This window comes from Acholeplasma laidlawii, assembly GCF_015709225.1.
Lineage (GTDB): Bacteria > Bacillota_I > Bacilli_A > Acholeplasmatales > Acholeplasmataceae > Acholeplasma > Acholeplasma laidlawii_A.
The window spans coordinates 25,297-49,249 of record NZ_JADNRS010000013.1 but is presented as its reverse complement, the minus strand read 5'-3'; the positions used below and the strand labels follow the sequence as shown (position 1 = coordinate 49,249).

General features: G+C 33.1%; 17 protein-coding genes. 9 read left to right on the top strand and 8 right to left on the bottom strand.

Annotation, left to right across the window (positions count from 1 at the left end; translation table 11 throughout):
• Positions 1 to 22 precede the first annotated feature (22 nt).
• Positions 23 to 1,882 (bottom strand): HD domain-containing phosphohydrolase, encoded by a 1,860-nt coding sequence (locus tag IY230_RS01215; protein WP_374978441.1) that lies wholly within the window; start codon positions 1,880 to 1,882, stop codon positions 23 to 25.
• 431 nt (positions 1,883 to 2,313) lie between these two features.
• Here IY230_RS01215 and IY230_RS01205 point away from each other — a divergent pair, with 431 nt between their 5' ends.
• A complete protein-coding gene (locus IY230_RS01205; protein WP_196369525.1) occupies positions 2,314 to 3,279 on the top strand; it encodes a hypothetical protein in 966 nt (321 codons plus the stop codon).
• A gap of 57 nt (positions 3,280 to 3,336) precedes the next feature.
• Here IY230_RS01205 and IY230_RS01200 read toward each other — a convergent pair whose 3' ends face one another.
• The 4 genes from IY230_RS01200 to IY230_RS01185 form a co-directional block, all read right to left on the bottom strand.
• On the bottom strand, positions 3,337 to 4,686 hold the full coding sequence (locus IY230_RS01200) for a hemolysin family protein (protein WP_196369524.1): 1,350 nt from the start codon (positions 4,684 to 4,686) through the stop codon (positions 3,337 to 3,339).
• A 167-nt stretch (positions 4,687 to 4,853) separates the two neighbouring features.
• Positions 4,854 to 5,366 carry a glutathione peroxidase gene (locus IY230_RS01195; RefSeq protein WP_196369523.1) on the bottom strand — a complete coding sequence of 171 codons (513 nt, stop codon included), beginning with the start codon at positions 5,364 to 5,366 and terminating at the stop codon, positions 4,854 to 4,856.
• A gap of 46 nt (positions 5,367 to 5,412) precedes the next feature.
• Positions 5,413 to 5,577, bottom strand: a complete 165-nt coding sequence (locus IY230_RS01190) for a hypothetical protein (RefSeq protein ID WP_196369522.1) — start codon at positions 5,575 to 5,577, stop codon at positions 5,413 to 5,415.
• A 6-nt stretch (positions 5,578 to 5,583) separates the two neighbouring features.
• The gene (locus IY230_RS01185) at positions 5,584 to 6,840 is read right to left on the bottom strand and encodes an ABC transporter ATP-binding protein (RefSeq protein WP_196369521.1); all 1,257 of its coding nucleotides are present in this window, start codon (positions 6,838 to 6,840) and stop codon (positions 5,584 to 5,586) included.
• Between the two features lie 327 nt (positions 6,841 to 7,167).
• On the opposite strand from IY230_RS01185, the gene IY230_RS01180 reads away from it, so the two are divergent.
• A complete protein-coding gene (locus IY230_RS01180; protein WP_196369520.1) occupies positions 7,168 to 8,724 on the top strand; it encodes an alpha-amylase family glycosyl hydrolase in 1,557 nt (518 codons plus the stop codon).
• A gap of 52 nt (positions 8,725 to 8,776) precedes the next feature.
• Here IY230_RS01180 and IY230_RS01175 read toward each other — a convergent pair whose 3' ends face one another.
• Together IY230_RS01175 and pulA are read right to left on the bottom strand one after the other, a co-directional pair.
• Positions 8,777 to 9,133, bottom strand: coding sequence for a hypothetical protein (locus IY230_RS01175; RefSeq protein ID WP_196369519.1), 357 nt, complete (start codon positions 9,131 to 9,133; stop codon positions 8,777 to 8,779).
• Entirely contained in the window at positions 9,133 to 12,072 is a 2,940-nt protein-coding gene (gene pulA / locus IY230_RS01170; protein WP_196369518.1) for a type I pullulanase, read from the bottom strand. Before pulA ends, IY230_RS01175 begins: the two co-directional genes overlap by 1 nt.
• Positions 12,073 to 12,399: 327 nt before the next feature.
• Here pulA and IY230_RS01165 point away from each other — a divergent pair, with 327 nt between their 5' ends.
• The 7 genes from IY230_RS01165 to IY230_RS01135 all read left to right on the top strand — a co-directional run bounded on the left by IY230_RS01165 (position 12,400) and on the right by IY230_RS01135 (position 22,036).
• Complete coding sequence (locus IY230_RS01165; RefSeq protein ID WP_196369517.1) at positions 12,400 to 12,879, top strand: RDD family protein; 480 nt, start codon at positions 12,400 to 12,402, stop codon at positions 12,877 to 12,879.
• Between the two features lie 5 nt (positions 12,880 to 12,884).
• Positions 12,885 to 13,694 (top strand): DUF1189 family protein, encoded by an 810-nt coding sequence (locus IY230_RS01160; RefSeq protein ID WP_196369516.1) that lies wholly within the window; start codon positions 12,885 to 12,887, stop codon positions 13,692 to 13,694.
• A 236-nt stretch (positions 13,695 to 13,930) separates the two neighbouring features.
• Complete coding sequence (locus IY230_RS01155) at positions 13,931 to 15,439, top strand: immunoglobulin-like domain-containing protein (protein WP_196369515.1); 1,509 nt, start codon at positions 13,931 to 13,933, stop codon at positions 15,437 to 15,439.
• An 11-nt stretch (positions 15,440 to 15,450) separates the two neighbouring features.
• On the top strand, positions 15,451 to 16,803 hold the full coding sequence (locus tag IY230_RS01150) for a sugar ABC transporter substrate-binding protein (protein ID WP_196369514.1): 1,353 nt from the start codon (positions 15,451 to 15,453) through the stop codon (positions 16,801 to 16,803).
• A 99-nt stretch (positions 16,804 to 16,902) separates the two neighbouring features.
• Complete coding sequence (locus tag IY230_RS01145) at positions 16,903 to 19,356, top strand: carbohydrate ABC transporter permease (RefSeq protein ID WP_196369513.1); 2,454 nt, start codon at positions 16,903 to 16,905, stop codon at positions 19,354 to 19,356.
• Between the two features lie 3 nt (positions 19,357 to 19,359).
• Positions 19,360 to 20,751 (top strand): sugar ABC transporter permease, encoded by a 1,392-nt coding sequence (locus IY230_RS01140; RefSeq protein ID WP_196369512.1) that lies wholly within the window; start codon positions 19,360 to 19,362, stop codon positions 20,749 to 20,751.
• A 4-nt stretch (positions 20,752 to 20,755) separates the two neighbouring features.
• Positions 20,756 to 22,036 (top strand): alpha-amylase family glycosyl hydrolase, encoded by a 1,281-nt coding sequence (locus tag IY230_RS01135; protein ID WP_196369511.1) that lies wholly within the window; start codon positions 20,756 to 20,758, stop codon positions 22,034 to 22,036.
• Positions 22,037 to 22,083: 47 nt separating this feature from the next.
• Here IY230_RS01135 and IY230_RS01130 read toward each other — a convergent pair whose 3' ends face one another.
• The gene (locus tag IY230_RS01130; RefSeq protein WP_196369510.1) at positions 22,084 to 23,886 is read right to left on the bottom strand and encodes a glycoside hydrolase family 13 protein; all 1,803 of its coding nucleotides are present in this window, start codon (positions 23,884 to 23,886) and stop codon (positions 22,084 to 22,086) included.
• Positions 23,887 to 23,953: the final 67 nt, after the last annotated feature.

Below are 23,953 nucleotides of genomic sequence, written 5' to 3'. Positions count from 1 at the left end.
TTTATGCGTGTACCCTTTATGTTTATATACTTAATACGCCATTATCAATTAAATCAACAAATATATTTACTAAATTAGGATCAAACTGCGTACCTGAACAGCGTTTAATTTCTAAAATTGCTTGTTCATGTGTCATCGGTTCTTTATACGTACGTCTAGACCTCATAGCATCATAAGCATCAGCAATCGAAACTATTCTAGCTCTAATAGGAATATCTTCACCGCTTAACCCTCTTGGATAGCCTTGACCATTAAAATGTTCATGGTGGGATAATATATCCTCTGCAATTTCTGCATATTCAGGGGCAGTAGAAATAATTCTATAACCAATTTCAGGGTGCTTTTTAATTGCTTCCCATTCTATTGGCGTTAGTTTGCCTGGTTTATTTAAGATTGCTTCATCAATGGCAATCTTTCCAATATCATGAAGTGATGCAATCGCTTCAAGTAAATTTAGATCATGTTTTTTCATACCTAAATATTTACCAATTTCTGTACAAATAGTCGCCACTCTAGTGGAATGTTCTTTTTCACGAGGATTTTTTTCTCTTAAGGTATTTAAGATAGATTTAATAAATTCACTGCGGTGAGATGCTTTTTCAAAGAGTTTACTCTTATGCATTTGTTCTTCACTATGTTTTAGAACATCATCAATATGATCACCTTCTAATTTAGTCGCAATACCATAAGAAACTGATAGTTTTAAGCCATTAAATAAATGATTATCAAACTCATTATCGACTTTTTCCATCATCTTAAGGGCTGTATCATAATCAGTGTTTGGCAGAATATAAATAAATTCATCTCCGCCTATACGACTAACTGTACCATTTGGTAGTAAGTGTTTGGTAAGAATTCCTGCTACTTTGACAAGAACCAAATCCCCCATTTTATGTCCCAATGCATCATTAAAGAGCTTCAAACCATTGATGTCACATGTAATAATTGATACAGGACAGTATTGATTATCATGAACCTCCACTATTCTTTCTTGGAAAAATCTTCTATTAGGTAATGTTGTAAGGCTATCGTAATAACTTAATCTCATAATCGAATCTTCATGAAGACGTTGTTCAGTAATGTCTCTGATAACAACCGTGACACCAAGAATATCGTTTCCACGTTGAAGTGGTGTGAAATGTTCTTCTATTATCTTGTTACCAGGTAAGGAAGTGTAAATAACATCATGAATAATTTCACCCTTTAAAGCACTATCAAAACATGACTTAATACGAAATCTTCTATTACTCTCCTTTAATAATGAAAGTACATTTAATCCGACTTCAATATCCACATTAAAATATTGTTTAATTTGTTTCTTGTGAAAAATATTAAATGTTAAATATTTATAAGTCTTATCGACTGCATATATTTCCACATTGTGTGAAGAATCTATAGAGCTTTGAAGTAATAGTGATTGTGCTTTTTCAAGGTTGCTTGCTTGTATTCTAAACTGTTGTTGTTTAATTACTACACCAGTTAACATGGTTACTACCGGAAACACTAGAAGGTATATCGGAAATATACGACTAATAATATATATACTATCAGGTAAAAACAACATTAAAACTAAAGTTAGAGCATTTGATGTAAATCCTAGTAAATAATACTCTAAATACTTATTTTTAAATTTATAGCGTCTAAACATGTAACGCCAAATAATACCAATTAAAGCACTTAATATAATCGTTGATATTCCCACGTACATACCAATACCACCTAAATTAACTCTGTATGCAATGGCAATGATACTCGCTATGATTGTTATAATGGGTCCAAAGAAAACACCTGATATCGGGATTAGTATGGTCCTTGTATCAAAAACGATACCTTCTACAAACACCATTGGGTTACTCATTAAAAATAAGGTTAAAAATCCAATAACAATACCAGATATGGCTTGATTAATGCGTTTATGTTTATAAAGTTCATAGTTTGAAAGCGAGTATAAAAAGACTATGGATAATAAAATAAAAATATTATTTGAAATAGATACGATAATATCTATGAACTCTCTTATATCTATAAAGACTCTTTTTTTACTTATGTTTCAATCTAATTATATGAAAAGACAGAGGCTGTTGCTATAAAATAAACCTACTGATTCATAAGCGAAAAATAGCGAATAATTATTCACTCGCTTTTGTCAAATGATATTGTAAAAAAAATGCAATAAAAGGTATCCTGAAAGATAATGTAATAACTTTCACACAAATGTCATTTTCTCTTATAACTTTCTTTGACTTCTATATTTTAATAAACTATAATAAAAGACGAAGAAACGATATCTTATAAAATTAAATGGAGGAAAACATGAAAAAAGGATTTTTCGTTATATTATTATTAATTATGGCAGTTGCTTTAACTGCTTGTGGCCCATCTGAAAGCAAATTTTATTTTGCAAGTCAAACACCAACTGACAATTCATCTTGGGTATATTGGGTTGTCATCGAGAAAAAAGGTGACAAAGTTGTAGGTGCTGAATGGAATGCTTTCAACATCGAAGGAGATGCTAACAACACATACAAAGGTATGGATAAAGTTGCTGCTTCAAAAGCAGGTATCTATAATATGAATTCAGATTTATGGTGGCATGAACAAGCTGAGTTAGTGATCGATAAATTCATCGAATCTAACGGTGATGTCAATGATCGCATTCCAGCGCCAGCAGGTGTATCTATTACAACAGGTGATTTCTACACTTTAGCTGAATTAGCTTTAGCAAGTGATCCAGTTGAAAAAGGTAATTATAAAGATGGTTACCACTTCTTCTCAACAAAAGCAAGTGCAACCGATAGAGCTGCAGTAAACTTTTGGGATCCAGTAGCTGAAGAAATTATTACTGCACCAGTATTCAAATATTATACTTTTGGTTCATTTGTTGTAGTAAATGGTCGTATTGTGTTAGCTTATTATGATTCAGCATTTGGCCAATACCGTCTAGATTTAGACAGTGAGAACAAAGTTAAAACACATGTAGTTGAAATTGAAGGTAAAGAAACAACCTTAAAAGTTATTGCACCATATACATCAGATGCACCTACTTTATATAAAACTAAAAATCAATTAGGTCTATCTTATGCAATGAAAAGACCGAATGGTCCAGGTGCATTCGAATACTTTGAAGCAGCAAAATCAGCAGGTGACTTCTTAATTGAAAACCAAAAATTACCAGAAACAGACGGTGATGGTAACTTTAAAGAAGTTGATGGTGTTACAGGTGTAACAATTACAGCATCTGATTTCGTAACTTTATCAAAACTAATTCCAACTAAATAAAACATTAAAAGGTGTTTATCAAAAAACACCTTTTTTAATGCAAAAAAACAGATGCTTTTAAGTAGCATCTGTTTGGTTTTCACCTTCTATTTCTAAATCTTCATGTATGCGCGTGACTAGTACACTTTCAATAATTTTATCCACATAGGATAAGACTTCAAACCTGTAACTACCATAGACAACGACAATAGATTCATCCTCATCGGGAAAACGCCCTAATTGGCCTAGTATAAACCCTGATAAAGTATCATAATCCTCTATTGGTAAACCTGCATGTATTAAATCCTCAACATCATCTAAATCAATTAAACCATCAATTTCATAACTATCTTCACTGATTGTTTGAATTTCTTCTTCATCCTCATCATACTCATCAGAAATATTACCTAATATCTCTTCAATTAAGTCTTCAAAGGTGATAATACCAGCAGTTCCGCCGTACTCATCAATTACAATCGCAATATGCGTCTTAGTTAATTTCATTTCCCTAAACAATGCTCTTGTATTTTTTGATTGTGGTACAAATAGTGGGTCTCTTAGTATTTCTTGAATATCAAATTCATTTTTATCTTCATGATCTGATAGATATTTTAGTAAATCTTTAACATGAAGTGTTCCAACTATTTTATCCAAGGTTTCCTCATATACTGGAAATCTTGTATATTTCTCATTTGTTACAAATTTTACGAGTTCATCTCTTGTAGAATTTACATTGATTGCTGAAACTTCAGTTCTATGTGTCATCACTTCTTCAACTGTTGTCGAATCAAATTCAAAAATATTTTGAATCATTTCATTTTCTGAACTATCAATGAATCCTTTAGACTCTGAGGCGTTTAATTCCAAGATGAGTTCCTCTTCGGATAATGTGTCATCATCATCTTGCGGGTTAATGCCAAATAAACGAATAATCAGATTTGCTGAAGATGTTAATAAAACAACAAACGGCTTCATTATAACTGCAATCACACTTAAAAACCCAATAAATATATATGAAACACGTTCAGGTGACTTCATAGCAATACGCTTAGGCACTAACTCTCCAAAGATCACTTGGAAGTAAGTTAAAATCAGTGTGATTATAAATGTGACTACCGGAATGATAATTAATGTATCAAACCCTGTCCAATTTGCAATTTGGTCTGAGATGAGATTAGAGAATGCATCTGCTGCAATCACCCCATTAATAAAACCAAACATTGTAATACCGATTTGAATAGTAGACAAGAATCTTGTTGGATTCTCAATGAGTTTTAACACTCGTTTAGCTTTTTTAGCTTTCTTACCATCAGCATCAGCATCTTCTTGAATCTCTCTTCTATTTGCAGATACCAGTGCTATTTCACTAGCTGCAAATATACCGTTTAAGACAATAAAAAATACAATTAAGAATATCTGTAATCCCATTAGAAGGTTACCCCCTCGTGTGGGTCATCACTTAATGTTGTCCTCTGCCCGCTACTTGAATCTTCCATATTTATGTACTTCCTCCGTGTTATTACATTTTAATAACGATATAATGATATCAAAAATAGTCCTTAAAGTCAATAATTATCATAATCTACACACAGTTGTCAAAGTGTTTTTAATAGATAAGGTAGTAACTCTTCAGGTGTTACTTTTGGCGAAAAACGATATAATATTTCACCTTCTTTACTAATTAAAAACTTAGTAAAGTTCCAACTAATTTTGTCTTTTGGTTTACCTGACGGTACTAGAGCACCATGAGATAAGATAACTTCTTCAGGACCATTATCTTTTAAAAATTTGTAAAGTGGATGTGCATTTTTAGTGTTAACTTTCACTTTATCAAATAATGTGAATGTTGTCCCAAAATTAATTTGACAAAATTCGTTGATTTTTTCTATAGAGCCAGGTGCTTGTGCTAAAAATTGATTACATGGAAAATCAAGGATTTCAAAATCTTTGTCTTTATAATTATGATAGATTTCTTGTAATCCTTCATATTGCTTAGTATAACCACATTTTGTAGCAGTATTAACAATTAATAAGACTTTACCTTTATATTTAGACATCATTTCTTTTGAACCATCTGATCTTGTAACTTCAATATCATATAAACTCATCGCACTTCTCCTTTTTTTTGTTAAAAAAACAGAAGAAACCTTCTTGCTAGATCTCTTCTGTATTTATAATTTTCTTTAATCTTTTACGATTATATTTCTTTTTAGATTCAACAATTGTCATCTTATATTTGAGTTTGTTTTCGATAAAATGTTTATCTCTAACTTTTAAATCTCGTCTATCAATAACAATTTTTTGATTCTTACTTTTCATCTAAAATTATTTTTTAGAAGCTTTTTTAGTTACTGATTTAGTTTCTTCAACTACTGGTTTGATTTCTTCAACAACTTCATCTTTTTTAGTTGTTGGTAAGTCATGACCCGCAGCTTTAGCAGCTTCAACAGCTAATCTAGCGTGAGTTTTCACATTCGGATCAAGTTCTAATCTTAACTCAGTTTCAGGATCGAAGAAATGAATCTTGTTTAAGTCAAATGCTACTTGAATCTTATCACCAATACTAATGTTAGTTCTAGCGTCAACTTTAGCGATGACATTTGATCCATTAATATCCATGTAGATGTTTGTTTCAGCACCAAGTAACTCAGCAACGTCAACTTCAACATCTAATACACCGTTTGGATGTGCTTTCATAACTAATTCATCATCATGAATATCTTCAGCACGGATACCTAAAACGATTGGCTTTCCGATATATTTATTTTGAGTAACTATTTCTAGTTTATCATTAGGTAATTGAATTCTGTATTTACCAGCTTCGAATACACCTTTTTCATTTACCTTACCGTTAATGAAGTTCATTGGAGGTGTTCCAATGAAACCAGCTACGAAAATACTTGATGGTCTGTCATAAATTTCTTTAGGTGACCCCACTTGCATAATGTAACCTTTGTTCATAACGACGATTCTTGATGCCATTGTCATAGCTTCAATTTGGTCGTGGGTAACATAAATAGTTGTTGTATCTAATTGCTTGTGAAGTTTGATTAACTCCCCACGCATTTGAACACGTAACTTCGCGTCTAAGTTTGATAGAGGCTCATCCATCAAGAATACTTTAGCATCACGTACGATTGAACGTCCTAATGCCACACGTTGTCTTTGTCCACCTGATAGAGCTTTTGGTTTTCTATCTAAATAAGGTAGTAAACCTAAAATTTCCGCTGCCGCATGTACTTTTTCTTTGATGATAGCTTTAGGAACTTTACGCAGTTTTAAACCAAATGCGATATTATCATACACAGTCATGTGTGGATATAACGCGTAACTTTGGAAAACCATTGCGATATCTCTGTCTTTTGGAGCAGTATCGTTCTTGTATTCTTCATCAATGTATAACTCGCCTGAACTAATGTCCTCAAGGCCCGCGATCATACGGAGGGTTGTGGATTTACCGCATCCACTCGGTCCAACAAATACAATAAATTCTTTATCTTCGATTTTCAAGTTAAAGTCAAAAACTGCTTGAACACCGTTGGGATAGATTTTATTGATGTCTTTTAAATGTAATGTTGCCATGTTTTCCCCCTAGGAATTATATTTTGATTTAATGTTGATAGATGCAAGATTTCTATCATGGTTATTGTAACATAGTTAAGCACTTAATTGCAAACGTTTTCAAGTATTAAAGTCTGTTAGTTTTTTTACAAATGTGAAAATTGTATTTTGTGGGATACTTTTCATACTCAAAAAATATGCTGATTTATGTATTTTTGATGTTATTTATTAAAAGTAAACCGTTTACATAGCAATGCTTATTCGATATAATGTAAAATTATGAACTTCTGTGATAAATTTAAAGTAATAACTATATTTGATAAATTGTATTAAGAAGGATAAGTGATTATGAAAAAAATATTGAGTTTATTTACTTTATTAGCTATGCTCAGCTTACTGATTGCTTGCACACCAACTAATGGTGATGATAAAGTCAATTTAAGGTCCGAAAATCCAAGAAACGATATCTATTACGAGATATTTATACGCTCTTTTGCGGATAGTGACGGCGATGGTATTGGTGATTTTAATGGTGTAACACAAAATCTCGATTATTTAGAAGATTTAGGCGTTACTGCAATTTGGATGATGCCCTTTAATGACACTGAATTAGACTTCGAATCACATCACGGCTACAGAATTAGAGACTACTATGACGTGAATACTGAGTATGGCACGATGGAAGATCTAGAAAACCTTATTGAAGCGGCAAAAGAGCGCAAAATGCGCGTTATGATGGACTTAGTTATCAATCATACATCAGATACACATCCATGGTTTGTAGACGCTAGAGATAACGCATCTACTTCTCCTTATAGAGATTGGTATATTTGGCAAACACCTTCGACTGCTTTTGAATCATTTGCAGGTGGTATGAAAGATTTAAATCTTCAAAATGAAGAAGTTGTTCAGGAAATCAAAAATATTGTTACATTCTGGCAAGATAAGGGTATTACAGGTTTTAGGTTTGATGCAGCCAAACACTTATTTATTGGTGATCCAGGCACCAATCCTGCAGTTATGGCATCTAAAACACATGAGTTTCTAAGGGGTCTACAGACACATGCAAGACAAAACGATCCGGGTGTGTTATTCTTAGGTGAAGTATTTGAATATGAGTATAGTGCAGTTCAAAATTACTATATTGGTCTAGATTCATTATTTGATTTCTATGTAGCAAATGAAATTTGGAGTAAAGTAGGTCATGGTACAAACTCTAGACTCTTTGTATCTAATATTGAACGTGCATTCAATACCTATAGACCATATAATGCAAATTACGCACCAGCAATCTTTATGAGTAATCACGACTTAGATCGTATTGCTTCACTTGGTCAATTTAGTGGTCCAAATGGATTAGAAAAACTAAAATTAGCAGCAAGTGTTACATTAACACTTCCTGGTTCTCCTCACATATACTATGGTGAAGAATTAGGTATGACAGGTACTAGATATGAAGGTACAGATTTTGGACAAGGTGCAGTTTATGATCAATATAGAAGAGCACCATTTATTTGGGGTGATGTATCTAAAACCACTACTTGGTTAAACCCATATAATGGAAGTGATAGTGCTCCAAGTGTTGCTACTCAATTAGACAACCCAAACTCCTTATTAAATCACTATAAAGCAATAGCAAACTTAAGAAAAGATAATCCAGGATTAATGTATGGTAATTTCTTAAAGGCTTGGAATGAAAACACTTCCTCTTTACAAGGATATGTAAGACACTATGAATTTGAAGGTGTAGGACAAACTGTACTGGTCATACATAATATGACTTCTACAACAAAAGTTGTTGATGTTGAGTATGTAAAACTTCTATATGGTAACTTAGAGTTACCTGCATATGGTACATTAGTATTAGAAATCGATTCATCCAAAATAAACGATTATATTTCTTAACAAAACAACCCTTTCCTTAATTGGAGAGGGTTGTTCATTTATTTCTATTTAATTAGTTTAAATTATCACCAATATAGGTTAATCCTGGGTTTGTTTTTGAATCATTGACTTTATAAGAGATAACACCTAATGCTTCAGTAGCATCTTTAGCATATACAGTAAAGTAGAGTGTAAATACTTCTGTACCAAAATCTTCTTTATAATGTGCATAAGTTAGGTTCACTGCAGATGTGACAAGTTCCATTAATTCTTCATTAGATTCATATTCAACTTTTATTCTTAAATCAGCTTCTAAGATATCTGATGTTAAATTTACATTTTCTATATCAACAGTTGCACTACCTGAACTGTCACACGCAACTAATACTAAAGATAATAAGATAAATACAACTAAAAGTATTTTTTTCATTATGACAATCCTCCTAATACGTTTGTAAACATACCGCCTGAAACATTAGCTACGTAATATAAGTTGGATTGATTACCTAAGAAGTCTGTAATAGATACAGTTACTACTTTAAATCCCGGAATAGATGTATCAATTGTTGTTGCATATGCAGTTGCACCTGCTGGTACATTCACATTACTTAAGCCATCAAACGTTTCATTTAACCCTATTTTGACAACATCAGATTTTAAAGTTGGTGCCTCCGTTGATTTCACCTCAACATAAATAGAGGTTGTATTTTGTGTTAATACATCAAATTTAGAACTTCTTGTGACTAAACCTTTAGATACATCGAATAACCCTTGACTACCAGCTCTTGATGTCACCATCATGTATGTTTTACCATCATTTAACGTGACTGAAGTACCTGTAACACGTCCAGCATGAATAATTAAGAGTTTCGGTTGATTACCAACACCATCAATTGTATATGCAAGGGATTTATTTGTATGATCTTGTGAGGTTTGAACAAAATTAAATCTTGCATTAATTTCTGTCATATTATCCATCCGTAAACCTTGATAAGTCTTACGTATATGAATTAGTGCTTTATGATACTCAAATACATCATTATATTCTAATTTGCGGTCCCATCTTAATTGGTTCACACTGTCTGGAGATTCGTATGAGTTATGATCGTACCCACCATTTTGAAGTGGTTTAGATCTTAGGAATTCTGTACCTGCATGAAGGAATGGAATACCCATAGAGGTTAATACAATTGCGTTTGACTGGACTTGAGCATGTTTAACTTCATTAATTGGAACACCTGATGACCTTAATTTATCATGTAAAGTTAAGTTATCATGCGCTTCACCGTAAACGATATTTTGAAGCGGTGAGTTTGTAAATTGTTCTGTAGCACCCTTAATACCTTTACGTAAATCTTGCATCTTATTAAAATCCATAGCACCTTGAACAAATCCGCCTTCAGCACCATCTGGAGTACCTTTTAATGCATTTCTATATAAGTCATTAAATGCACCAACACCACTATCCATTTTACCTACTTGAGTACGATCCCAATCATTGGTATTTGTCATACCAGCTGCGATGTCACCATCAATTAGGGTGTCACCACCTGCCCAAGGTTCACCATATAAAATAATGGTTGGATCAATTTTATTTAAAGCTTCTCTAATCGCATTCATGGTTTCAATATCATGTAATGACATTAGGTCAAATCTAAAACCCGATAGTTTATATTCTTCAGCTAAAAACACTGTAGAATCCACCATGAATTTACGCACCATACTGCGTTCTGAAGCTGTTTCATTACCTGTACCTGAACCATTTTGGAAGCCACCATTAGCGTTTAATCTATGGAAGTAACCTGGAACAATCTTATGGAAGTTTGAACCTTCAGATTCACCTGTATGGTTATAAACAACGTCCATAATCACACGAATATCTTTTTGATGGAATGCTTGTACAGCTTGTTTGAATTCATAAATTCTAACATTACCATCAAATGGATTGGTTGAATAAGAACCTTCTAAAGTATTGAAGTGATAAGGCATATAACCCCAGTTAAACACATTTTCGGTATTAGGGTTTTTAAACACTTCTACTTCATCAATATATCCAAAATCAAAGATAGGTAGTAAATGTACTGCATTCACGCCTAACTCTTCAATGTGATCAAGCCCTGTAGTAACGGTTGTACCATTTGCTGAATACGTTGTACCTGATTCTGCTAAACCTAAAAACTTACCACGGCTTGATTCTGTACCATTCCAAGAACTGTGTATGGTTAAATCTCTAACGTGTAATTCCCAAATGATGTAATCAGTAAACGTCTGAATTGTATTAGGTCTCATTGAAAAATCCCAATATAAAGGATCTGTTGAAGCGAAGTCAACAATCATACTTCTTAATCCATTTGCCCCTGTTGAGTAACTATAAGGGTCTGTTACTTCATTTGTAACATTATTATTAGTGACATCAAAAGTATAGTATTTAGATGCATAATCACCTGATAATTTAACTTCCCATACACCATTTTCGATTCGTGTCATATCATGACTAGATACTGGGTTTGTTTCTTCTGATGGTTGTCCTTGGCGGTTATATTGAGGATGTCCTTGATTATAGACATTAACTGCAACAGCTTGTGAAACTGGTGCCCATAATCTAAATGTTGTTTCATCCTTGGAATATATAGCGCCTAACTGTCCATCATATGTAAAAGCATTTTCAAATTCAGGTGTGTCATATAGATTTTGAAGTGAGACTGTTTTTCTTGCTGTAGAATCAGCAAAAGTTACTTCTAAATCATATGTCTTAGTTAAATCAATATTTAGATCAGCAATTGTTTGTCTAAGACCAGTAGTAAAATTACCTGATTTTATTTGAACATCATTTTCAAATACCTTATAACTACTTGCTGGATGTGTTAAATCTACAACGATATTCCTTTGTGCATTAAATGCTACAAATAAAATATTTGGTCTGTAATCCGGTATATTATTTTCTAAATCTGCACTACTTAAACCAATACGTGTATCTGCTTGTACAAAGTAAGCATGAATTTTACCATTGACTAACTCGGCATCACTCAGGTTAAAAAATCTGTCTCCACCTGGTTCTCTATAACCATCCCAGGCACCCTGTTTAATAATTATGCCCCATTTAGTCGTTTCATTATAGCCTTCTGCTTCTAAATCCACTTCATAATAAGCACCATATTCATCTACATTTGTATTATTAAAGTTAAATTGTTTACCGTCTAAACCAGTAGGCTCATTTTGCCATAACCACATGTTATAGCCTGTGTAATTGCCATCATACCTAAAATAATGAACGACCAAAGTATTTGGTCTTTCACTCGCATAAGTAATTGATAAAGCTAATACGCTAGTTAACATCACAGTTAATAAAAATAATATTATTTTTTTCAATTTCTCAATCCTCCTAGAATTTAAATATATCATAGATTTATGTCTTTCATTGTATTCAATGATAGCGTTTGCATAAGAAACCGTTTGCATAGTATAAATATTACATTTGGACTCTTAACTACTGGTTAAATACAATATACACTTAAATTTACACTTTTACACATAAAATATATCAACTTAACGATATGGTATCGTTTACATAATGTAATCGCTTACAATGTGTAATATAATGAAACCTAGTTTATTAAAATCCGTTATTGGATCAGTTCCAATAAAATACCGTGTTATAATAAAACACACAGATAATGAAAGCAGAGGGACATCAACATGGTACCTAGATTCGAAAAAAGAGTACGTGCATTTGCAGCAGACATTTCAGGTTTAATTATCATATTTATACTAACAGCCTTTGGATTAGCTAATATAGATGACAGTATTAGATCATACATTCAAGCAGCCATACTGATCTTGACATTCTTTATACTTGTTATATTTCCGCAATTAACAAAAGCTGGTCAAACATTCGGTAAAAGACTCCAAAAGATTAAAGTAGTTAATATGGATGGAAGCAATCCTTCCAAGTTTAAACTTATTAGTCGTGAGATTTTTAAATACTTCTTTTCAATTGCAACATTTGGTCTTTACTCTGTAGTCGCTTTTTTCACACTTTCAGAAAAACATGTTTCTAGAACAATTCACGATTATGTATTCAAGACAAAAGTCATAGACTTAGACACTTCAGTACAAAATGTGCGTATGAACGAAACATTACAAACAAAAACGATGAAAGAAACGAGATTAAAATAATGTTTTTGATTAAATATTTTAAAATGGGGTTTCAATTCCCAAAACTAATAGAAAACAGTAAAAAAATTCATACACTCAAAGTTTTCGTTTACTTCATTTTATTAACCTTTATAGCGAACTTTCCACTAACGTGGTTAACCTTCGAAGAACAAGGTTCTAAAATCAATTTTATTGAGCATAACCTTACAGAGACTATTCCTGATTGGTCAACTCTTCCTTCAGCTACCATTACATCTGGTGGAATAGATAGTAGTTATTTAAATGGTTCAAGTTATGAGCACGAAGATTTTATTTACTATTTTGGTTATGATGAATCTATCGAAACTGTAACGGGAAAAAATATAGTTGTCTTCTATGCTGATTATATTAAATATATAGACATCAATAAAAATACAACCAGTTCGCATAATTATAAAGGATTCGAAACACCAATTATGTTAAGTCAGTTAAATATTTCTACTGGCAATGAACGTGTTAGAGACTATATGCTTTTTGGTGAATCCATTGAAAAATCATTTAGTGATCAAATAATTTTGTTTACAGTAATTAGAAACCTATCTATTCAGTTTTTAGCAACTTTCATTTATATCATTGTTTTATCAGGTATTATCCAACTCTTTAGATTTGGATTCCAAGATTTCTTAAGTTACTTAGAAGGCTTGAATTTTATCATCTTAGCCTCAACATTACCAAGTGTGTTAGCCTTGATATTCGGACTTATACTTCCAGGTTTTGCACCTGTTGTATTTAACTTAGTTTTAGGATTAGTGGTCATGTTAGTCTTCTTAGTGTTTTCAAGAAAAAACTTCTCTTAATCAATTAGCCAAGCATTCAACCATCCATTATCTAAATGGGTGGTTTTCTTTATGCAATTAAATAAAGTACTTAAAAACTGAAATTGAAGCCGATTTTCCTCTTTACAATGATAGCGTTTGCAAATAAGAAACCGTTTGCACACGCATACCTCATGTAAACGCTTTACAAATTTATAAATAAATATGATATACTTGATTTGTAAGATGATACAAACAATACTTTTTAGGAGGGTAAAATGAAAAAGATTATCTTATCTTTATTAGTTTTTGCTACCGTACTAGTTGCCTTACCACATCTTTATGCTGAAGAAGAGGTAACTGGAGATTTAGTCGTTCATTTCAAAAATTGGAGTGAAAATTACGACTTATTAGGTACGCACACTTGGGATGGCATTGATTCACATGCTGTCCATGACGGCGTCGATGATTTTGGCGCAACATTTATTTATGAGGGTTTACCTGTGGTTGCTTCTACAAGCACAGAAACCTATGGTTGGATTGCAGTGGAAAGACCAAATGGTTTAGCTGGAGATCCAAATTGGAATAATAAATTTACCGGGGACATATTTATTAATAAAACTGTTGTAAAAGCAAATGAAACTGTACACGTTTACATTGTACAAGGGTCAGGCAATACTACTGCTGAAGATCCAAGATACTTCGTTGCTGACAATACAAAATATAATATGTTCTTGATGTACTTTGATCCATCAGGTTCTTACGAAGAAAATCTAGGTGTTCACAACTGGAGTGGCTGGTCACAAGAAGCTACTGGTTGGAACGAACCATTAAAAATTTTCTCAACAGCTGGTAATACAGCTACTGGTATGGCCGTTAAAGCTTCAATGTTAACTGCTGCTCCAACAGAAGAAAATGAAGTTCCAGGTGCTGGATTACTTATTTACTTCGGTGAAGGCGATGGTTCTAAGAAGACTGGTGATGTTACTTTACAACTTTCATTAGGTGAAGGTACTCATGAACCAGGTGCAGTAGGTTTCGCATTTGTTTATTCTGCCGGTAATGGTGTAATAACAAATACTAACCTATACTATGGTAATGAAAATTTTGCTGATTTCGCTTATAATGCATTCTCATTTAGATTATTACCTTACTCTGTAGACGCTACTTCTGGCGCTGCAAATGGTACTTATGCAGTTAGATCTAACCAAGTCATCGTTAAGACTTCTGCTCAATTGGCTAATCCACTTAAAGATGAAGAATCTGAATTAACTGAAGAACAAGCAAAAGCATTAGTTGAAGGTTGGTTCTCAGTTAAAGAAATGACTGGTGAAGATACTTATGGTCCTGCATTAACAATTGATCGTGTAGACTTTGCAGAAGGTAATGACACAATCGCTGACTTCGTTATCGTTTTAGCAGATGGTTCAGAACTAGATATCACTAAAGATTACGTTTTATTCTTTGATAATGATACTGATCAAACATCTATCGAGTTAGATTTAGATAGAAATGCACCTGTTATTACTTTCCCTCTATTAGGTGAAGATAAAGTTATCGAAGTTGAATGGGGTAAACCATTTAATCTAGCTGACTTCCCACTATATGATGCAGTAGATGACAGAGATGGCGATTTAACTAGAGCAGTATTCGTTCCAAAAGGCGAAAACTCTAAATTAGATACACGTACAGTTGGTGATTATGTAATTACGCTACAAGTTTCCGACGCATGGGGTAACGTTACTCAAGAAACATTTACTTTCAGAGTCGTTAAACCTGAGGCTTAAGGAGGATAGACATGAAAAAAACATTTACTTCAATCTTAATGATTATGTTCGTCTTATTTGTGGTGGCATGTACACCTACAGCAAAAAATGACGGTGCAGAATATGATTTCTCTGAAATCTATAAAGAAAAACAAACTATTACTGTTTGGATAGACGACCAAAATGGTGAATACATGCAAGCAGTTATCGCTGAATTCAACAAAACTGATGCTGGTAAAGACATTATTGTTCAACACCAACATATGGGTACAGTTGATGCTCGTGAAAGATTAAAGACTTTCGGTTTAACTGGTAATGGTGCGGATATTTTCCAATTCCCTCATGACCACTTATCAGCAGCGATCTTAGAAGACTTAGTATATGCATTACCAACTTCAGTAGCAACTCGTGTTGCTGAACGTGCACATCCATTAGGTATGGATATTGCAACATTACTATATGATGAATCTACCGGTAAATTTGGTCCAGGTGCAAACGCTCAAGAAAACGTTTATGCTGTTCCAATGTCACTAGAAGCTGTTGGTTTATACTATAATAAAGACTTAGTATCTACTCCTGCTGCTACTATGGAAGAATTATTAGCTGCTGCAACTACTTGGAATGCTGCTTTAGCAAGTGATGGTTCTGGTCAAACAAACGCTCAAAAAGGTTGGTACTATTTAGGTACTTCTTCTCACTGGGCAGACTCATACTTCATGCAATCATTCTATTCTGCATTAGGTTTCCAACCATTTGGTGAAAACCTAGATGATCCAAGTGCTGTAGGTTTTGCAGATGCAGTTGCCGCTCTAACTTGGTTCCGTGATGAATTAAAACCTGCTACAACTGGTAACAACAACCACAACTCAGTGGGTGCTGGTGCTAACTTCGTAGCTGGTAATATTCCTTACATTATTGCTGGTCCATGGAATATTGAAGAATATGCTGGTACAGAAGGTCTAAACTTCGGTATCGCTCCATTACCATCAGTAAATGGTGTACAAGGTGCTCCTTTTGCAGGTGCTCAAATGGCTGCAATTTATAAGTATTCTAATAATAAAGAAGCTGCTACAGCATTCTTAGAATTCCTAATGAGCGATATAGCTATGGAATTACAATTAAAGATGAAAAATAAATTACCTGCTTTAAAACCTGATTTATTACCAAATATCGACGGTTTTAGTACAGATCCTTATCTACCTGCAATTTCATTACAGTTAGAAAGCGCAATTCCAATGCCTACAATCCCTGCAGTACAATACTACTGGGGTCCAGGTGAATCAATGATTATTTCTGTTTGGAACAATCCTGCTACAGTAATTTCTGAAGCTGTGGTTGCAGCTGAAAATGCATACCGTGCTCAAGCTGGTCTAGGCGGTCAATAATTAGTTTTCAATAAGTATTTTTAAAAAAAGAATGCGTAGGCGATAGGTTTTTCCTGTCGCCTCCATTCAATTATAGTCACAATAAAGAGGTGTTACATAATGAAGGCATGGAGTATATTAAAATCTATACTATCGGGGCTAATATGGGGTATAGGTCAAGTCTTTAATAGACAATATTTAAAAGCACTATTTTTCTTCATTTTCTTTGCTATCTTCGTAACATTAGAGCTCGCATCCTCTAATTATTTTTATGAAGAAACCACAGAAAATGAAATCGCACTTAGTAAGATTGCCGGGGAGCCTTTTAGTGAATGGTTTGAGAAATCCTTATTCCAATTCTATGATGGCCAAATCTTACAAAGTTCTTCTAACAGAATCGCTTCCTTCGAAGCTTTTTTAGATGGAATTGGTGTTGAAGAAAAACCAAACGGTGGATATTATGGTGGGGCTACCGGATCACAAAATCCAACCGCCAAACTATTTACTGAAGAACGTTTCATAGAGTTTCTAGCAAAAGATTTAAAAGAGGCTTCCTATTTACGTTATACAGAATTCGGAACAACAATTGAAACAAGAGCAGAGGACTTTGATTCAGTTAACGCTAAGCGTCTAATCACTCAAGAAGACGGTAATATGTACTGGGATGAAGTAAATCATAAGTTCTACTTACCAGTATCAACACAAGCTGTTGCAGGTCAACAAGTTACTGAATATTATGAAACTAACGTGTTTAACCGTATAAATAATCCTGCGATTATTACAAGTGTAGAAGGATTAACTCCTTTTAGAAAAACAGGTAAACTATTTAAAGATACTGATCAGTATTATGTTGAAGTTTTTATAAACACAGATCAACAAAGATTCTTATTACTTTCTAGTGATACCTTTAGCCTAAAAGAATCTGGTTCTGGTTTCTCACCAACTGCTGTTACTAACATTTTAGGACCAGTTTATGAGTTAAACGGTACACTTTATGAATATTATGAACCAGGTTTGATTCATAATACAGTACGTGCACAATATAAGCAAACACCTTTTTCTACTTTACTTAGACGTGCAATCGTCCAAGTTCAAACGATTAATCCAACTCAATCTCAAGATTATGTCAAATTAATGGTTCGTGTTTATATGGATCTGCACCCTGATTTTAAAGCACAGTATATGAAAGATTTCGATAACTTCTTTTATGACCGTGCAGGTATGTTTGTTAAAGGCTACTGGGAAGTACTAACCCTTGGTCAAACTGAGCAAGTCAGATTAAATGGTCATTTAGCATTAGAACATGCAATGATTGGTTTACCTGGTGAGTCTTCAAACTCAAACTTAAGAAGTGTCAATATTAATTTTGAAGGTCAAGTAAACGTACGTGGTCATATTTCTACATTACTATTGCTTGATGGCTTAATTATGGTTATATTATCCTTATTCTTCTTTATCTTCGGTATATGGTCAGCACTAGATACATATAAGGTTTCAGAACAACTAAGGCAAGAAAAAGAAATACTAAACACAAAATCATACTTTAAGTCAGTTTGGGATAACGGTTTTGAATATATTATTTTATCACCTGCAATGTTTGTGTTAGCATTTATTTCTATTATGCCAATTGCATTTGGTTTTGTTCTTGCTTTTACATCTATTGGCGGTAACGGGTCTATGGATAAACTCTTTGATTGGGTAGGGTTTACAAATTTCATTACAGTATTTGATCCAAATTCAAGTATTGGTCAAGGTTTTGGTAATGCCTTCTGGCGCGTTCTTTCATGGACACTTATTTGGGCAGTATTCTCGACTGTTACTGTATTCTTTGGCGGATTCTTCCAAGCACTTATATTAAATGCTGAATCTGTAGTCTTTAGAAAACTGTGGAGAACTATTTTAATTCTTCCATGGGCAATTCCTGCACTACTATCTCAAATGGTTTTCTCAGTTATGTTTAATGAAACTGGTTTTATTAACCAATTACTTATGCAGCTTGGTATATACGATATTTTTATTGATTGGGGTATACTGGGTCAAGCCTATAATCAAGTGAGTGGTTTCGCTAAGTATTTCTGGCTAGGTCATGAAAATATTCAGTGGTTTACAAATGAAAACAATCCAAACTTTGTTAAAGCTGTTATCATTGTTCTTAATATCTGGTTAGGATTCCCATACTTTATGGCTTTAATGACAGGTATTATGACAGCTATAGATAAATCGCTTTATGAAGCAGCTGATATTGATGGGGCAACGGGCTTCCAAAAATTAAGATCTATAACTATGCCACTTGTACTATATTCAACTGCTCCAATTCTAATTATGACATTCTCTGGTAACTTTAATAACTTCGGTGTAATTTACTTTATCACCGGTGGTGGACCAGGTAACTTAAATGATGTCAATAATGGATTTGCCGGACAGACGGATATCTTAATTTCATGGATGTACCGATTAACAACCGATCATCAGATTTATAACTTAGCTTCAGTGTTCTCGGTACTTATTTTCATATTTGTTGGTAGTTTAACAGCTTGGAACTTATCAAGAACTAAAGCATTCCAGGAGGATTAATATATGGAAATCTTAATACTTCTAATACTGTTTGTAGTAGTCTGGGCAATCACTTCTAACTACTTCATTATTCATGACATAGCTAAGAAAAAAGGCTATGAACATAACAGAAAAATTCAATTAATATCTATGTTACCATTCTATGGAAACAATTACGTTAGGAAACTTCCAAACTTAAAACCAAATATAACCAAGGAAGAATTTGATTACTTAGTATCTCCTGAAGTTGTACTTAAAAAGATTGGATTTGTCTTTCTTGCATTACTGATATTGACACTGATTCTGATACCTGTATCAGTTATAGTTTACGTATCTTTCAAAAACAATTTTGCACGTACTTTAATGATTACATTTATAGTGATACTCGTATTTTTAGTACACCAAGGTCTCGTAGTAGAATATGCAATGAAAAAAGGTTATGAAGGCATTGAACCGGGTCTAATCGGTTTAATTCCAATCTATGGATTTATACACTATGCGAATAGTCCAAAGAGACGAAACACTTCCAAATTATCAATCAGAGCGACATTCACTATTAAAAATATACTTATTAAACTCTTAATAAATGCTGAGTTAACGCTACTTGTTATCGTCGTATTAGTACCTGTTATTTATATCTTTGGTATGGCATTCTCACCAGGTACATCCACAATACCTAACACCATATGGCCAAGTAATCCAACTTGGAATGGATTTGATTATTTATTCAACTCTCCAGATTCTAACTTTGGTAAATGGTATGCAAATACACTGATTATCGCATTCATCAACATGATCGTAGGTACTATCATCATTACCGGTGCTTCTTATGTATTTGCAAGATACTCCTTTAAAGGTAAAAAAGCTGGATTATTAACTATATTAGTTCTTCAAGCTTTCCCTTCATTCATGGGATTAATTGCAATGTACGTCCTATTTTGGAAATTCGGTTTACTTGGACAACCACTTTACCTAACAATTCTATACATTGGTGGTGCAATTCCAGGTAACTTATGGTTAATTAAAGGGTTCTTATCTCAAATTCCTAGAGATCTAGATGAATCGGCAATGATTGATGGCGCATCAAAATTAAAAATATTTATACATATCATTCTTCCATTATCCGTACCAATCCTAACATTCGTTGCCGTTTCAATGTTCATGGCACCATGGATGGATTATATGTTACCAGGTTACTTATTAAACGTTCCTGCTCCAGGTAATAGCTTGGATAAGGTTCAGGAACAATGGACATTAGCTGTTGGTATCTTCTCATTTATCAACGGTCAATATGACTTAAACTACCCAGCATTTGCTGCTGCAGCATTAATTGTTGGGGTTCCAATCGCCGTAATTTACATGGTATTCCAAAGATATTTAATCGAAGGTATCATGGCAGGTGCAACGAAAGGATAATAGTATGGCAAAACAAACTTCTCATGAATTAAAAAACAAAGTTGTCTATCAAGTATTTACAAGACAACACTCCAAAACAAGTGATTTTAAAGGTATTATTGAAGATTTAGACAGAATTAAATCGTTAGGGGTAGACATTGTCTACCTCCTACCGTTTCATCCAATTGGTAAAAAAGATAGAAAAGGGTCTATCGGAAGTCCTTATTCTATTTATGATTACTACGCAATCGACCCATTACATGGTACACTAGAGGACTTTAAAGCATTAGTTAAAGAAATCCATCAAAGAGACATGAAAATAATGATAGATATTGTGTTTAACCATACTTCTAGAGACTCTATATTAACTCAAAAACATCCAGAATGGTTTTATAAGAAACCAGATGGTTCATTTGCTAATAGAGTAGGGGATTGGTCAGATATAACTGATTTTGACTTTCTATCTCACAGAGCTATATGGGATTACCTTATTGACGTATTAAAATATTGGGCACAGTTTGTTGATGGCTTTAGATGCGATGTAGCACCACTTCTTCCCCTTGATTTTTGGAAGGAAGCAAGATTTAAAGTTGATCAGGTAAACCCAAATATGATTTGGCTAACTGAATCAGTTCATTTAGGCTTTATCAAATATATTCGTGATATGGGTTATGATGCGTTTTCAGATTCTCAAATGTATGAAGTATTTGATGTTACTTATGATTATGATATCTTTGACTTTATGGATGACTACTTGAAAGGTAGAGATACTTTAAAACGCTATTTATTTGAACTATGGCGTCAAGAAGCAACTTATCCGAAGAATTTCGTCAAACTACGCTCATTTGAAAACCATGACCAAGATAGAATTGCTCATAAGGTTGATAACAAAACAAAACTCATTCAAATGACAGCACTACAATTCTTCTTAAAAGGCATGCCAATGATCTATGCCGGTCAAGAACATCAAGTCTCAAAAAGACCTGATTTATTTGAAATAGACTTAGTTCCTTGGAATAAAGATGAAAGTATCGAAGACCTTATCACAAAACTAGCCTCTATTAAAAAGTTAGATATTATGAGTCAAGGCACATATCACTTTGTGAACACTGATAGTATAGCTCATTTAGAATATCATTTAGGTAACGAAAAACTTATCGGTATATTCAATCTTGATAACTTATCAAATATCAAAGTCGATCTAGCTGACGGAAAGTATCTAAACATACTTACAAATAAACTTCATGAAGTTAAAAACGGCTCATTACCACTTGGTAACGAACCTATTATATTTCATTTTAAATAACACCTAAAAAAGGTCCTTAAAGATATCTTCTTTAGGGACCTTATCGTTTATATTAATTTAAGTATTTTATAACCATACGCAGGAAGTTCAACTTCTGTATTTATATTTATAATCTTTTGACTAAATACATCAGTATATTTTGATTGATAAGCAGAATCTATGTTTAGTTTAACTGTTTTTTCGGAATCATTAATTAAAAATAGTAAACTTTCGTTTTTATGACGTTTCAGAAATGAAATAGATGATTTATCAATAAAGTGATAATCACTTTCCATAAATGCAGGATGCTGTTTTCTTAAACGAATTAAATCTTTAATCAATTGGTGTAAACTGTGATTCCATGTAGACTCATCCCAATTAAAGCAACGTCTATTATCTGGATCATGTTCACCAGTTAAACCAACTTCGCTACCATAATAGATATTCGGTGCACCAGCACTCGCAAACATTAGAATGTATGCAATCTTTAATCGTTCATCATTATCTTTTAAACGCCTTTTCATACGAATCGTGTCATGTGTGTCTAATTGGTTAAACATATTTTTGATGACATGTTTTGGTGTCAATGCGGTATATTGAGTCAATTCATTTTTAAACTCTTCTGAATCAATTTTTCCATCAAAATATTGCCACATCGGTATAGATAAGTCATAGTTCATGACAGCATCCATCTGATCACCCCTTAACCAAGGCATTGAAGAATCCCAGTTTTCACCAAATATGAATGTATCTGGTTTGGCAGTTCTGGACACCTGTTTTACTTTTCTTAAGAAATCATGACTAACTTCATTAGAAACATCAAGTCTCCAACCATCAATATCATATTCTTTAATCCAATACTCAATAGAATCAAGTAAATGTTTCTGTGCTAACTCATTACCTGTATTCCATTTTGGCATAAATGGTGTATAAGCAAACGTTCTATAATTTGGTCTTAAGTTTCCATACCCTTTAGGACTACCATCTTCTGTTAACTCAAAATTTAGAATTGGATCTTTATCTAAAAAGAAACAATCAGCATATTTAGAGTTTCTACCATTTTTTACAACATCTTGAAAGAATGGATGATCCCATCCACAGTGGTTTAGTACAGCATCCAGCACAACTTTAATACCTAATTTATGCGCTTCTTGTACTAACAATCTAAAGTCTTCATTTGTCCCAAACTGTGGATCAATTTTAAAATAATTTTTAGTATCATATTTATGAGCGGTACGAGATTCAAATATTGGAGTAAAATATATACCAGATATACCTAAATCCTTTAAATAAGGTAGTTTGTCTATGACACCTTTAATATCCCCACCATAGAATTCATGATTATTCACAGGAAGTTTTGCCCAAGGTAGATTAGATTTCTTACCTTTACTATAAAATCTATCCATAAATATTTGATACCATACAGTATTTTTAACCCATTCTGGTGTATTAGATTGATCTTCATAGTTTAAATATGGATAGTTAAAATAATTACTTAAATCATAAAAACTACCTTCATCAAAATCTGTCGGTGGTAGTTCTTCTAATTCTTCCATACGTTTTGAACCATAAAAATAATGTTTATCATCTGCTTCGATTAAAAAAGCATACTTGCAGCGATAATCTTTTGGTTCTATCTCAATGAAGTAATAATCAAAAAGATGGGTTGAATATCTCTTAGTCATCTCGACTAATTGGCTCTCCCAACGAGCTTTTCTATTTTTATACGTCCAATCAAATGGATCACCATATGAGAGTTTTACTGATTGGACATCATCTTTCATAGTTCTAAATAATATATGAAGTTTTTTATCATCATAAGCATAACTATATTCACTTTTAGCTTGATGAAATAATGCGTGTTTATTCATGGTATATCACTCCTTAAAATTCATTATATCATTTAGTCATTTGATTGATAAATATGTAACCGCTATC